We start from the raw sequence: 13,945 nt of genomic DNA, 5'->3' as shown, positions 1-13,945 counted from the left end.
CTTATCCTATTCGAACGTTTGAGCGGTTGGCGTGGTACGAACCTTAAGCTCTTTGTGCCCAGAGTCCTTCGAAGTCGTGACCGTGTACTCGACCTTTATGTCTTGTCCAAGAAGCATGTGGACACCGCCCCATGCAACCTTCAAGCCATCGTGCGTCGCTTCGTTCATCTCGATAGAACCGGAGCCCGAAGTCTTAATATCCGAAATGCTGCCTCCCGCAGGAGCATAGAGATAAAGCCTCAGCACCTCATCGTCAATATCCTGGCTAATGCCGTTATGGCCCTGGAAATAACCAGGCATCTCGGCCTTCTCCTGGGGGGTCATCGTGTTCTTGAGCGTGGTGGTCACTCGATACGTCGTCGAGCCATCGGCATTTTCAACCGAAGAATCGATGGTGACTCGCTTATCGAGGAACCAATCCATCTTTGAATAGCTGTAGTTGTTCACATAGACGCCCAAGATCGGAGCCTCCGACGTATCGGTTTGGAGAGCGCCCGATATTCCAAGAGCCTTCGCGGCCTTTTCCTCGTCATCATTTCTCGAATACATGAGGATGCGACCCTCGGAAGCGCCCTTTTCGATGGCGGCAGCAATCTTAGTAATATCGCTGGAGCCCAGTTCGTCCACAATCTTGTTAAAAGCTGATCCGGCAACCGCCGCAAAAATGGCGTCCTGTTCCTCTACCGGGTAATTCCAATAAATATCGTGCAGCAACACCTTTGCAGCGTTGCTTCCATCAACGACGGTGCCGTCAGGAAGCTGTGTGCCACCTACAACGCCGAGCATATACTGCAAAAATACCGGATCGACTGCAAATACGCCGTCGATGTCATCTCCGACAATGGCCTTCTGCATATCGCTGACAAGCTGAGCCGCACGCGGATAATCAGGCGTCATCGTAACGTCGCCCATCGTGTATCCGAGCGTGTTGAATCCGGTCAGGCCCCATCCGGTCGTGAACAAGTTTGCCTCTTCATCGGTGATGGGAAGCGGGCTCAAAGGCTCTTTCATCATGTCGACTTTGACAAAATCGCCCAGTTCGAGCTTACCGTCAGTCACCGACATCACGCCGCGAGAACCGGGGAAACCGCCGCAGGCGCGGATCTCGACGTTGCTCATCGCGAGCACAAGATAATGACGCGTCTGGCCGTTGGCGCCGAGCATCTGGGGAAGGACGGGGGCGACCTTCTCCGCCGCGTCAACCGCACCGTTGAGGGTGGCAAAGCCGTCCTTGGCCTTATCGACCAGCTCGGTCACCTGGGAAATATGAGTATCGCCAATGCCCTGGACCTTCTCGTTGGCGCTCTTGAACACCTTCGAGCTGCTGGAAAGCGAATCGGCGACCGCCTGCAGCGCGGACACGTTAATCATGCCGTCCTGGAACAGCTTGCCGGGCGTAGCCTGCGAGAGGTTGTCGGCCATGGGAACCAGCGCATTGCTCGAGACATCGGACAGGGCGTCAATCATGGTGCGGGCCGCATTGATATCGCTGCCATACACCGGGATAAACGAAGCCGCCGTCCACAGCGGGCTCGAGGTCTCCGCCTTCATGCTGTTGCAGAGCTCATCGATCTTCTTCGCGTCGTCAGGCAGCGTCGAAAAATCGCCCGACGTGACCTTGTCCTTAAGGCCACCGACGATCTCGACAGCCTCCTTCGCTTCGCTCTTTACGGTCTTTGCCGAGTTAAGCAGCATAAAGCCGCTTGCGCCAAGCGCAACGAGAAGCACCGCGACTACAGCGGCAATAATGGCGCCGGTGTGACGCTTTTTGCGCTCGCCCTTGCGTTGGCGATGACGGACCAAACCGTCAGAGGTCGAACTCGACGAAGCGTCGCTACCGTAGTTCAAGCCAAAATCGTAATAATCTTCCTTGGAACCCGAGCCCGCAAACTCGGCACCGCTATCATCCAAGCGGGCGAACGTGCCAGTCTCGGAGGAGCCGGTGTAAATCGTGCCGAGGTTACCCGTAAGCCCCGCGCCACCGGCAGAGGGAGTATTGTTGTCGGCCTTGCCGGCATTAACGTTGCCGGCGCCATTCGCGGCGTTGGCAGCACCTGCGTTGTTCGCAGGTACCGAAGGAGCCCCGCTCGGCTGCGACGCAGAGGTTGCACCGCCCGCAAAGACATTTCCTCTTGCACGGCCGGTCTTTTTTGCCTTTTGAGACTGCTCGTACAGAGCGGTAAACATCGCCGTCTCGCCCGGGGACACGCGCTTACCGGAACCGCCCTGTCCAGCGCCGCCCGGCGTGCCGGCCTTACCAGCCCCGTTCGGACGCGGCGGAACTGCAGGGCGGCCGCTATCGCTGCCCTTAAAGTGATTACCAGCCATAAAGAAATCCTCGCAATTGAGTCGCAATGAAAAAGTCCATAACGTTACTAGTTTATGGCATTTTGAGCATCGACAGCTAAACTCCAGACACGGACATCAATTGGCGAAAATGCGGCACAACACCTTTTCTGTCTTGGCGGCGGCGCTAGCTACACCGTGAGGAACATCATCACGATGATCATGACAAAGCCGATAAGGTCGGTCGGCAAAAACACCGTCCCCAGCATAACGGCGCTGGTGATGGTCGCCGAAACCGGCTCCACAGTTCCGATGAGGCTCGCGCGCACCGAGCCGATGTCCTTAACGCCCTGCATATAAAGCATGTAAGCAAAAAACGAGCCGATAACCACGAACACCGCGAGCGCCTCGATGCCGGCAGCGTCGAGCGCCGGCATATGCGCCCAGGGCTGCACGAAGACGCACGAGACCACGCCCGCCGTGAGCATTGCCGAGCCCGTGACGATGGGGCTGCCGTATTCGGGCAGGATCTTGGCGGGAATCACCGCCATACACGCGGCGCTGACCGCACACATAAGACCTGCTGCCAGGCCAAGCGGCGAGATATTCAGGCTGGTGGGGTCGCCGCCGGTGGCGATTAAAAAGGTTCCACCCAGAGCCAGGCCAATGCCGATGACTTCGCGAGTACGCGGCATGCGGCGATCGGTCACGCAGGCGTAGCCCATGATGATAACGAGTTGCAGGCACTGGAGTACCGTCGCGGTTCCGGCATTAGTCAGGCGCACGGCCGAAAGATAGCAAAACTGGTTGAACAGCAAGCCAAGGGCGGTAAAGAGCAGCAGCTGCTTGCGATCAGCGGGTGTGGTCCAGAGCTTAATCAGGCGCTCGCGGTCGCGCGTGACAACCACGGCCATAAAGAGTAGACCGGCGAGAATCTGACGCACGCTCATAAGCCACAAGGTGTCGACGTGGTAGGTATCGAACAGAAAGCTCGCGCTGGTGCCCGAGAAGCCCCAAAACGAACCGCCCACCAGCGTAGCCAAAACGCCCGTGATCATCTTGCGCGACGAAGCGCTGTTCAGGCGGTCGCGCCATGCGCGACGGGTGCTGCGGCTGAGCTCGTCGGTGCCCTCGGGCACATCAATGTTCGATATATCGGTCATCGGCACCGAAGCCCCTGCGCCTTCGACCTGCTCGACACGCTCTTTGCTCATTCCACTCCCCCGAAACAGCCTGGAACAATTCGGCTTACCTTACCACGGCGAAGTCACCAGCTGGAGGCTTGTCCGCTTATCGGTAGGACAATTCCGCAGGCGCCTTCCATAGCTCGATACCGCAATGGCCTTGCATTATGCGACAGCCAAATCGCGGCAGCAGGCTCTTTTGAAATGGATACGGCAAAGCCCCCGAATTCCACAATGTAAGCGATTTTTAAAAATGTTCTTGCCACCGAGTTCAGGCTCCGTTATATTATCCCTTGCGCGCTTGCGCACCCTTGATCGGGCGTTTAGCTCAGGGGGAGAGCGCTTCCCTGACACGGAAGAGGTCAGAAGTTCAAATCTTCTAACGCCCACCAAATGTTCGCAGCTCAGAGGCTATGTCATCTGGGCTGTTTTGTTTTATGCCGCCAAATCCGCCGGCAGCTCCAACCGCCCAAACAACCACCCCGCCCATGCGCAAAACCGCGTCAGCGACCCAAGCGCCTATCCCGGCTGACCCCGCAGTCAATCAAAACCGCCCCAATAGCCACCGAGGCCGAGACCAACGCGTCTCGAACCCATCTGAGCCGCAGCTTCTCGGCAAAACGCCACAACGTCCACACCCTGCGGTATCCTTGAGTCACTTGCACCTGCAGCACCAAGGAGCCGCCATGCGCACCGAGCTCGATGTCCCCTTTTCGCACAAAGAAGAAGCCAAGGCGCTGGGCGCCAAATGGGACCGGACCAAGAAGATCTGGTATGTACCCAGCGGCGTCAACCCCGAGCCCTTTGCCGAATGGCTGCCCGGTGTTGACCGATCCGACCCCTCAGCGCCGTATATATATCTAGTACTGGGCAAGCGCGAATGCTGGAAGTGTCACAAAGAGACCTCGGTCGCGGCCTTCGGCATTCCCTATCGAACCGATAACGACGAGAGCATCACCATCGCGCACGCGCCCAACGAAGCCGGGCACATTGCCATCGACACGGCCAACGCCAACGCACTCGCCATCGTGCCCGCTCTTGGCTGCGTGCCGGGCGAGATCCGCGACTATCTTTCTAAGCGCTGCGGCTACAAGCCCGTAGGCGCGCGAGCCTCCAAAGCCCCGTCGCTCGGCAACACGTGCACCAGTTGCGACGCGCTGCAAGGCAGCCGCTATCTGTTCGAGGAGCCCTCGTCCCCGTTTGCCCTCACTGCCATCAACAAGCTGCCGGCACTGGAGTTTGTGCGCGTCGAGGTTGCCGGCGTCTTTGGCGTCCCGGCCACGCGCACCGACTTTGACCAGGCGCTCTTTACCTGGGCACGCGACCATCACGCCGAGTTCCACAGGCAACTCGGCGAGGGGGTTTATTTGTAGAGACGAAGAGGCCTTCACAGCCAGCTCCTCCGCATCACCTATCCCTCGTCGCCGGCGTCGTACACGATATCGAGGCCACAAACAGGGCATTTCTCCGGATACACCGGCATATGAACGCCTGTCCGTTTTCTCACTTCGTCGCTGAGCCTGTCGCGCGCATCGATGAACCGAATGTCGAGACACGGTATTTGCGAGCCGCAGCAAGGACAGGCGACGACAAACGACCCGCAATCAACCTCTACGCTCGGAAACATATTGTTGTCTATAAGGGCACACGGCAGTTTTCCGTACTTCCCCATTGCAATATCGCCTCGCCAGCTCATACACGCTCCCCTCTCGCTATACAAATCAGAAAGAGCATGCACCGGCGGGCGTGCGCGAGATTGCATCGCCACGCGATCCGATCAAACAACACGATCGTCAAAGAATGCCAAAACCAAATACGCTAATACGGCAGAAGCCCCGCCTTTTCACGCTTCTTTTCCGAGCGATCGAACTCAATGCGATGGGCCTCAAGAAACACCGTATTGGGTCGCCACTGACGCTCATTCGGCTGCCTTAGCGTCGCACCCGCAAAGGAAGCGTAGTCGGTCTTATCCAGCAGGTACGATCCGCACAGCCGATATTCGCCGCAAACAGGCTCAAACGAAATCAGGTGAGCATCAAATAGGGAATGAAGGTCGCGCCGAAGCAGAATGCCGTTGCTGGCAACCTGCGATTTGGGTCCCGAGTAATTCTCGATATGCGCAGCCTCCAGAGCTTCGCTGACGCCACAGTCCGACACCGCGCAACGGCCGTCATAGGCGGCAACGAGCTGCTTGCGGAACCATTGTTGCCCCAATCGCTCGCGCCTTAACGCATAGCGGACCTTTTCGTCGTCGGTCGCACCCTGTCCGGCAAACTCAATATCGACGGGCATGCGCTTCAGATAACTCATGTCGGGCGCAAAACGAGGGTCCGGCCCGCCTTTATGAACAGGACCGTGCAGAACAAACCATCCGTTTTCGGGCTCGAACCGCTCAACAAACGCAAGGCCGAGCACCTTATAGCCCACCTCGGTTGCAAATATGACTCCGACTGGAACGCCGCATTCCATGCAGTTGAGCATTTTACGGTTGTAATTCTGGTCCCGAAAACCAACGGTACCCGGCGCTTGAACCGAGTACTTAATGACCCACGTACCATCGTCCAAATAGAGCGGAGGCACATCGGTGTAGAAGCTCTTTTTAGAGTTATGGACCGAGAGCGCAAAGATCTTATTGGGATCTTGCTTCACCCGATCCTGGCCCGGCCAGAAGATCCCTGAATCCCGCGTTACGGGAAAGAAGTCCGAGCCAATTCTCAAACGATACTGATACTGAGGGCTATCTTCCTTGGTGTGGTGCGGAAGGCTGGTCCAAACGCCGCCGCGCTGCTCCTCACCCAGAAACCACTCCCATGCCTCAACGTATTCAGAAGGCACGAGACTGCAGGCACGGTCATAGCTTGGTCCATCCATCAACGGAACAGCAAGGTCAATGTCGTTCATCGCCAGCACCTACAACCATACGAACGCGAGTCATGCCCCTCAATAATATGACCGAGAGTCAATTATTACGAGATCTCATTCCGCGATCGGCACATCGTTGATGCTCTCGGTTTGCCGCTGGCGCGCTCGTACCCCGCTACCCCACTCACCTGTATACTGATGTAGCACGTGTTTCATCCGGGCTTGTTGGGCCGGATTGTTCATGGGAGGGTCTTATGGCTGCTTCGAATCCGCCTAAGGGGAGCGTTTCTTCTTCGTCCATCAAGCCGGTTACGCGCAAGGCCGTGCGTTGCCAGCGCGAGGTCGCTTGGCTTGTCACGCAGGCGGCGGGCAGACTCGTGGCGACCAATCAGGACGTCAACGCGCCTACGCCGAGCCTTGTGTTAGCGGCGGCGCTGGATTTTGTGCGCCAATTGGAGCTTGCCGCACAGGATGCCAGCGGCCACCTCGACTACCAGAATGTTATGGCACCCGACCTGCAAACGTTCTGCCACATGGCCAAGTTGCCCGCCGCGCCCAATGCGCTTTCGGACGCAGGCTACATGTTTACGCTTTCGGGCGCGGACCTTATCCGCGACATCTATGCATACTGCAGCGAGCTCGCCGAGCGCCACGTCTTTGACGCGGCTGAAGTCAAACCGGGAAATGTCATCAAGCTGGTTCTTAGGCTGTTCTTGATGGACGGGTTCGGGGCCATGCCGGCGTAAGCCGAGTCTTTAGCATCACCGTCGACTGGGCAACGACCGCTTTACCTTAATGGACGCCAATCGAGAGTCGATTATTGGGTCGCCTCGTCCACTAACGCATCTATCCCACGCGCTCCGACAGTCGATACTTGCGGTTGCGGCTCGTCGCCGGCGCCGTGGGCTCAAGCTCGCCTTGAGCAATGAGCGCGTTGACGCGCGACCTAACCTGGGAAATTGTGAGCCCTGTGTGCTCTGCCAGCTCGCGCGTCCCCAGCTCGCCGTAGTGTTTGAGTGCCGTCACAATTAAGCCCCCGCCATGATCGACCGGCTCGATCTTTGAACGGTAAAGTACGACCTTGAACCGATCGAATCCGGGGCAGAACAGGGGCTCGGCCAGACCATGCGCGCGCATAGCATCGATCATCATCGGGATGCCCGAGCCATTGCCCTCAGCCGGCGAACCTGCGCCATCCGGCAGCGGGACAATCGACATGAGCTTCACAAGCGTCGCGTTACGGCATCGGGAGCTGCCGTCAAACAAGTTCTCGCGAGTCTTTCCCCCGTAAAGGCCGCCAGGATTCGTCACCTCGACACGATCGTCAAAGACGTCGACGGCAATCGATTGTCCACAGAACCGATCCCCGTATTCTCGATGGATTACGGCGTTGGCGATTGCCTCGCGCAGAACCTCCTCGGGAATCTCCAGCGAGTCGATACACGAGATGCCTTGGACGGTCGAGATGCGGCGCAGGTTTTTGGCGACAGCTGCGACGGCATCCGAGATCATCTCGCCCAACGTTCCCTCACAGATTGTGCGGTCCATGAACCTCAGCGACCCCACAGCTCCCTTTTGAGCTCCCACGTGGACAGCCACGTCAATGAAGAGCTTGGGATAGAACTGCTGAGGGTAAACGCCCGCGGCAAGGAGGCCGGCCTTGGTAACATTGCCCTGGAAGTCGAGGAAATTCAGACGCTCCATCTTTGTCTTCTTGTCCGCCGCACCGCGCATCGCTCGAGGCGTCAACGAATAGGCACGCTCTATCGTGCGGTCGACCAGCGACTCGTCGAGATCGCCCACACTCGTGCCGGGCACCGCATCGCGATCGCTAGGACTCGTCCGCTCATATGACGGCAGTGCCAAAACCTCGGTCGACGAAAGCGGGACATCTTTGTCATCGATGCGCTTGTAGCTGCCGCCCTGGGCGCCTCGCTCTATGACATAGCAGGGCTTGCTCGACGGATCGAGCTCCTCAATCGTAATGACGAGAACGATGACGCCCTGAAGCTCCACTCGCTCGATCGTGTATTTGGGCGGATTGGCTAGCTTTCCTCGACCGCCCGCATCACCCATGCCTGACACAAATTGGTTGAGCACTTTCTCGGTCTCGAAGTTCTCAACCGGGACAAAACCTGCGCGCTCACTCACTCCGAGCACGATGATTCCGCCGGCAGTGTTCGCGAATGCGCTCACCGTTTCCCACACGTCGCGGGAAAGCGTCGTGGCGCTCTCCTTCACTTCGACGTTAAGATCATCCGAGCCCATACGCCTTAAAGACTCAAGCAGACCGGTCAGCTCGTTTTCGTTCATCTGCACGTCCTTTCGCTCGGTCCTGCGGAGAATGCCGCGGATAGATTTCCCTCGTCTCTCAGTTATCTCTCGTAATTATCTCTCATCTATCTCTCTATCTCTCGGCTTAGAGATAAGAGATAGATAGAGATGGAATGTCTACCACTTGCTTCATTTATACATATTTTTGCTGGTAGAACAATCGGTATTGAGACAATACCATGATTGCCTGTCTCTTTGCTGCTCAGTTATCTCTCATATTTTTCTCTCATCTTCCTGTCATCTCTCATATTAGAGACGAATGAGAGACGAGAGATACGCGGGTGATGGACGAGTGAGGATTTTCGGACGGTCGGATATCGAGAGTGGATATTTGGACGGTTTTTGGGGCTTTTGAGGCAAATTCCGTCCAAATATCCACTCTCGTTCGATAGGTATCCGGAAATCCTCGCTCGTCCGTCCGAATATCCACTCTCGTTTGGCGAGTGTCCAAATTTCCACGCTCGCGCGGCGGTCACGCGGGGCCTTTACCCAATCCGCCGGTATCGCCTTCAGTTCGCTGCAGAACCGCGGCCCCATATGGGTATACTCTCGAGGATTCGACTCGATTCGCCCCCGCTGAGGCGTCAAAGGAGACTGCATATGTCCACCACCTCAACCGACCCGCGCACCGCTGCCGCCGCACTGCTGGTGCCCGGCACCACCTGCCACGGCTTTGCCGTCGAGCGCCGCGAGACCGTGCCCGAGCTCGACTCGGACGCCTACGTGCTGCGCCACACCGCATCGGGCGCTCGCCTGCTGTACCTGGCGTGCGACGACGAAAACAAGGCCTTTGCCATTGGCTTTAAGACGCCGCCGGCCGATTCCACCGGCGTGTTCCATATTCTTGAGCACTCGGTGCTGTGCGGATCGGCCAAGTTCCCCGTCAAGGAGCCATTCGTCGATCTGATCAAGAGCTCCATGCAGACGTTCCTCAACGCCATGACCTACCCCGACAAAACCATCTACCCCGTTGCCACCACCAACGAGCAGGACCTGTACAACCTGATGGACGTGTACCTGGACGCGGTGTTCAACCCGGCCATCTACACCAAGCCGACTATTTTTGAGCAGGAGGGCTGGCACTACGAACTGGACCTGCCGGAGGGCGCCGAGGGCGAGGTCGACGGCAGCTCCGCGAGCCTGCGCGAGGGCACGCTGCGCTATAACGGTGTGGTGTTCAACGAAATGAAGGGCGCGCTGTCCGACCCCATGAGCGTGCTGGACGATGCTGTTAACGCCGCGCTCTATCCCGACACCGCCTATGCGCACGAGAGCGGCGGCGACCCGCGCGCGATTCCCACGCTCACCTACGAGCAGTTCCTGGACACGCACGCGCGCCACTACAATCCTTCCAACTCTTATATAACGCTCTACGGCGACCTGGACGTGGACCGAGCACTGGCCTTTTTGGACGAGCGCTATCTGTCGCAGCCGAGTGCCGCGAGCCGCCGCATGGACACTGCCGTTGCCGCCGGCGAGGACCCGTCCGCACTGGCGCCCAATCCGCTGGGCGTGCAAGCGCCCGTGACCTGTGAGTATAAGCGCATCGAGATGGCAACCACGCCCGAGAACGCCCTGGTTGGCCTGGGCCTGGTGCTGGGCAGCGCGCTCGACCGCAAGCGCACGATCGCGGCGGATATCCTGTTCGAGGCGCTGCTGGGCTCCAACGAAGCGCCGGTTAAGAAGGCAATTCTGGCCGCCGGCCTGGGCGGCAACGTGGTGAGCTATACCGCGGCCGAGAGCCTGCAGCCCTACGAGCTCATCATGCTGCAAAACGCGCAGCCCGACGTGGCGCGCGAGCTGCGTCGCGTATTCCAGGACGCCTGCCGCGACCTGTGCGAGCACGGCGTTCCGCGCGAGCGCCTGGAAGCCATCATCAGCAGCAACGAGTACGACCTGCGCCAGCGCGACTATGGCATCGCCGACGGCGTGGCCATTGCGTGCGACGCGCTGAGCACGTGGCTCTACGATGACGACGCCGCGACGCTGGCGCTCAAGTACGGCCCGGTGTACGAGGAGCTGCGTGGCGAGCTGGACGGCAGCTATTTTGAGGACCTGCTGCACGAGCTGGTGCTGGAAAACGACCACATGGCTCTGGTCGAGCTGGTGCCGGTGGACGCCGCCGAGGGTTCGGAGGGTGCCGAAGCCGCCGAGCTGGCAGCCAAGCGCGACGCCATGACCGATGCCGAGCTGGCCGACGTGGTCGAGCGCACGGCCGCGCTGCGTGCCGCGCAGGAGGCAGAGGACACACCCGAGGCCAAGGCCACGCTGCCGCGCCTGCGCGTGTCCGACATTGGCGAGGTGCGCCCCGAGCCGCCACTGGTCGTGGACACGACTGCGCCCATCCCCTGCCTGCGCCACGGCATCCCCACCAACCGCCTGGCCTACGCCATGCAGTATTTCGACCTGAGCTGCGTCGCATTTGAGGACCTGCCCTATGCGACACTGCTCTGCCGCCTGTTTAAGCAGCTGCCCACGCGTGAGCATTCGGCCGAGGAGCTCGACAACTTGCTCGCCGGCAAGCTGGGCTTTTTGAGCTTTACGACCGAGGTCATGACCCAGCCCGACGTGGACGGTGTGCGCCCCTACCTGCTGGTGAGCGCCGGCGCCCTGTCCGAGAAGATCAATGCGCTGGCGAGCCTGCCGCGCGAGGTATGGTCGAGCACGCTTTTGGCAGACGCCGACGCCGATCGCGTGCGCGACGTGCTCACGCAGATTCGCATTGGGCTTGAGCAGGGCTTTATCAACAATGGTCACTCGGCGGCGCTCGGTCGCGCGATGAGCTACAGCTCACCTTCGGCCGTGGTTCGCGAGCAGCTTTCGGGCGTGGACTTCTACCTGTTCCTGCGCGATCTGCTCGACCACTTTGACGAGCGACTGGACGACCTGCGCGCCAAGCTTGCCGAGCTGGCAGGCCGCATCTTTGTGGCCGATGGCTGCATGGCGAGCTTTACCGGCAGCGACGAAGACTTTGACGCGTACTGGGATGCCGCGGGCGACCTTGGGCTGGACGCTGGCGACGGCGCCGATACCGGCCGCGACGCGCTCGTGGTGCCGGCGCCGCGCGACCGTCACGAGGCTTTCGTCATCCCCAGCGACATCTGCTTTGCGGCAAGCGCGTGCGACCCGCGTCGCTTGGGCATTGACGTGACAGGCGCTTGGGCCGTGGCTGCCAACGCACTCTCCTACGACTACCTGTGGAACGAGATTCGCGTGAAGGGCGGTGCGTACGGCTGCGGATTCCGCGCAGCCGGCGAGCGTCAGGCGGCGTTCTACACCTACCGCGACCCGGCAATCGATCCTTCGATTGAGCGCGTGGAGCGCGCAGGCGAATGGCTCGGCAGCTTTGAGCCCGACGAGGCCGCCTTTGAGGGCTTTATCGTGAGCTGCGTGAGCGGCATGGACGCACCGGTGAAGCCGTACGCGCTCACCAAGCGCCGCAACACGACCTACCTGGCCGGGCTCGATCCGCACGCACGCGAGGAGCGCCGCGCCCAGATGCTCGCCGCCACGCCCGGTGAGCTCCGCTCGCTCGGCGCCGACGTGACGCGCATCGCAGCCGAGTCGCCCACCTGCGTCTTTGGCGGCCGCGAAGTCATCGCCAAGAGCAACGCCGACTTTAACGTCGTCGACCTGATGGGCTAACGCACGGCAAAGGTAGATTTTTGGGACATGTCTGAAAATCTACCTTTTTTCTGCGGTTTGAGCGGGGTGGCGCAGCCCACCGCGGCGGTTTGTCTCAATCTGCAACATCTAGGTCCAATTTTGCCGAGTTACTGTTGCAGATTGAGACAAACCGCCGCAGACGCCCACTCCACAGCACAGACCACCACAAAGGTGCCTGTCTCCTTCCTCAGTTGTGATTCGAACACTTGTTCTATACGCACACATGTTCTATAGTAGAGATGCTTGCATCAAACTGAAATTGCAACTAGAATACAGTTGCAGAATGTGAGGCGGGATGACTCGATCCGATAAACTCATCGCCCAGCTGCTTAGCTGTCCTTCAACGTATAGATTCGCTGACTTTCTTAAAGTTATGGCTTCATATGGCTTTGAAATGGACCGCAAAGGCAAGACATCCGGATCGCGCGTTCGCTTCTACAGGCCATCAGATGGCAGGATGTTCGTAATGCACGCGCCTCATCCATCTGACGAATTGACAGCGGGGACCATTCGAAACATCGTTCGCTTTCTGCAAGATGTCGGAGGTAGTCATGAGTAACGTTTTGGCATACAAGGGTTATTTCGCCCCGGTCGAGTTCGATGCCGAACAGCATGTGCTAACAGGTATGGTCGCCGGCATTAGGGACGCAATCGTATTTGAAGGCTCCACGGCTGAAGAAGTGGAGCAATGCTTCCACGACGCCGTCGACGATTACCTTGAGTTTTGCGCCGAGAAGGGCAAGGAACCCGAGCGGGCTTTTAAGGGCTCGTTCAACGTAAGAACGGGCTCTGAGCTCCACAAGCAAGCAGCGCTGGCAGCGGCAAAGAAGGGTGAGTCACTCAATAAGTTTGTGACTGAAGCGATCGCTGCGGCGCTGTGAAGCCAACGTCGAGTCGAAGCCGCCACAAAGGGCGCCTTTGTGGCGGCTTCGACGTTTGCCCAGATAAAGCCTGCCAAAATAAACCTGTCCCTTTTTGGTAGGTTTGGGAGAGAGGGCCGGGATGGACAAGGCTGAGTTGCGGCGGGCGGTGATTGCTCGGCGCGATGCTCTCGATTTGGATGTGCGGGCGGCGAAGTCTGCTGATATCTGTGCGCGGCTGGTTGAGCTGCTGGGCCGCTTGGATGCCGCGGCGCCGCGCACCGTTGCCGTCTATGCCGCGATGGGTTCCGAGGCAGACCCTGCCGCGTTTGCCGTTGCGGCCGCCGTGCGCGGCTGGCGCGTAGCCTATCCGTGCATGCTCTCGGCAATTGATGCCGCAGCTTGTGGCCAGCGCATGTGCATGCGGGCAGTTGCCGCCGACGATGCGTCCGCGGCTCCGTTTATCGCCCACCCCACGCGGGCCTTCGCGGCCACGGACATCGACAGCGACCGCTTCCCCATCATGCCTGCCGAAGCTCTCGACATGATCGTCGTGCCGCTCGTGGCCTTCGACCAAACCGGCGCGCGCCTGGGCTACGGCGGCGGTTGTTACGACCGCTACCTGCCTATGCTCTCGCCCGCATGCCAAATCATCGGCATCGCCTTTGACGAGCAGCACGTCGACCGCGTTCCCACCGACGCTCACGACCTGCCGCTACCCCACATCATCAGCGCCTAATCGCCGCCATATCA

The 13,945-nt window shown here is 59.3% G+C and carries 11 protein-coding genes and 1 tRNA gene; 7 read left to right on the top strand and 5 right to left on the bottom strand.

The window, feature by feature from the left end; translation table 11 throughout:
• Positions 1–6: 6 nt before the first annotated feature.
• Both GPK42_RS09105 and GPK42_RS09100 read right to left on the bottom strand, forming a co-directional pair.
• Positions 7–2,328: a DUF4012 domain-containing protein gene (locus GPK42_RS09105; protein ID WP_215694866.1), complete on the bottom strand. Its 2,322-nt coding sequence runs from the start codon at positions 2,326–2,328 to the stop codon at positions 7–9.
• A 149-nt stretch (positions 2,329–2,477) separates the two neighbouring features.
• The gene (locus GPK42_RS09100) at positions 2,478–3,500 is read right to left on the bottom strand and encodes a DMT family transporter (RefSeq protein ID WP_215694865.1); all 1,023 of its coding nucleotides are present in this window, start codon (positions 3,498–3,500) and stop codon (positions 2,478–2,480) included.
• Positions 3,501–3,787: 287 nt separating this feature from the next.
• Between GPK42_RS09100 and GPK42_RS09095 the strand changes: the two genes are divergently transcribed.
• Positions 3,788–3,862 (top strand) — tRNA-Val (locus GPK42_RS09095).
• A gap of 294 nt (positions 3,863–4,156) precedes the next feature.
• A complete protein-coding gene (locus GPK42_RS09090) occupies positions 4,157–4,843 on the top strand; it encodes a DUF5710 domain-containing protein (protein ID WP_215694864.1) in 687 nt (228 codons plus the stop codon).
• 38 nt (positions 4,844–4,881) lie between these two features.
• Here the strand turns inward: GPK42_RS09090 and GPK42_RS09085 are convergent, their stop codons facing one another.
• A complete protein-coding gene (locus tag GPK42_RS09085) occupies positions 4,882–5,166 on the bottom strand; it encodes a hypothetical protein (RefSeq protein WP_215694863.1) in 285 nt (94 codons plus the stop codon).
• A 122-nt stretch (positions 5,167–5,288) separates the two neighbouring features.
• The gene (locus GPK42_RS09080) at positions 5,289–6,371 is read right to left on the bottom strand and encodes an HNH endonuclease (protein ID WP_195543795.1); all 1,083 of its coding nucleotides are present in this window, start codon (positions 6,369–6,371) and stop codon (positions 5,289–5,291) included.
• 215 nt (positions 6,372–6,586) lie between these two features.
• Here GPK42_RS09080 and GPK42_RS09075 point away from each other — a divergent pair, with 215 nt between their 5' ends.
• Entirely contained in the window at positions 6,587–7,078 is a 492-nt protein-coding gene (locus tag GPK42_RS09075; protein ID WP_215694862.1) for a hypothetical protein, read from the top strand.
• 100 nt (positions 7,079–7,178) lie between these two features.
• Here the strand turns inward: GPK42_RS09075 and GPK42_RS09070 are convergent, their stop codons facing one another.
• A complete protein-coding gene (locus GPK42_RS09070) occupies positions 7,179–8,645 on the bottom strand; it encodes an ATP-binding protein (protein WP_215694861.1) in 1,467 nt (488 codons plus the stop codon).
• 621 nt (positions 8,646–9,266) lie between these two features.
• Between GPK42_RS09070 and GPK42_RS09065 the strand changes: the two genes are divergently transcribed.
• From GPK42_RS09065 to GPK42_RS09050, 4 genes are all read left to right on the top strand, one after another.
• The gene (locus GPK42_RS09065) at positions 9,267–12,311 is read left to right on the top strand and encodes an insulinase family protein (protein WP_215694860.1); all 3,045 of its coding nucleotides are present in this window, start codon (positions 9,267–9,269) and stop codon (positions 12,309–12,311) included.
• 316 nt (positions 12,312–12,627) lie between these two features.
• A complete protein-coding gene (locus tag GPK42_RS10230; RefSeq protein WP_215694859.1) occupies positions 12,628–12,891 on the top strand; it encodes a type II toxin-antitoxin system HicA family toxin in 264 nt (87 codons plus the stop codon).
• Complete coding sequence (locus GPK42_RS09055; protein ID WP_022094981.1) at positions 12,884–13,213, top strand: type II toxin-antitoxin system HicB family antitoxin; 330 nt, start codon at positions 12,884–12,886, stop codon at positions 13,211–13,213. Before GPK42_RS10230 ends, GPK42_RS09055 begins: the two co-directional genes overlap by 8 nt.
• A 121-nt stretch (positions 13,214–13,334) precedes the next feature.
• A complete protein-coding gene (locus tag GPK42_RS09050) occupies positions 13,335–13,931 on the top strand; it encodes a 5-formyltetrahydrofolate cyclo-ligase (RefSeq protein ID WP_215694858.1) in 597 nt (198 codons plus the stop codon).
• The last annotated feature ends 14 nt before the right edge of the window (positions 13,932–13,945 follow it).

The organism is Collinsella aerofaciens, assembly GCF_018785265.1.
Lineage (GTDB): Bacteria > Actinomycetota > Coriobacteriia > Coriobacteriales > Coriobacteriaceae > Collinsella > Collinsella aerofaciens_AI.
This window is presented reverse-complemented; position numbering and strand designations above follow the sequence as displayed.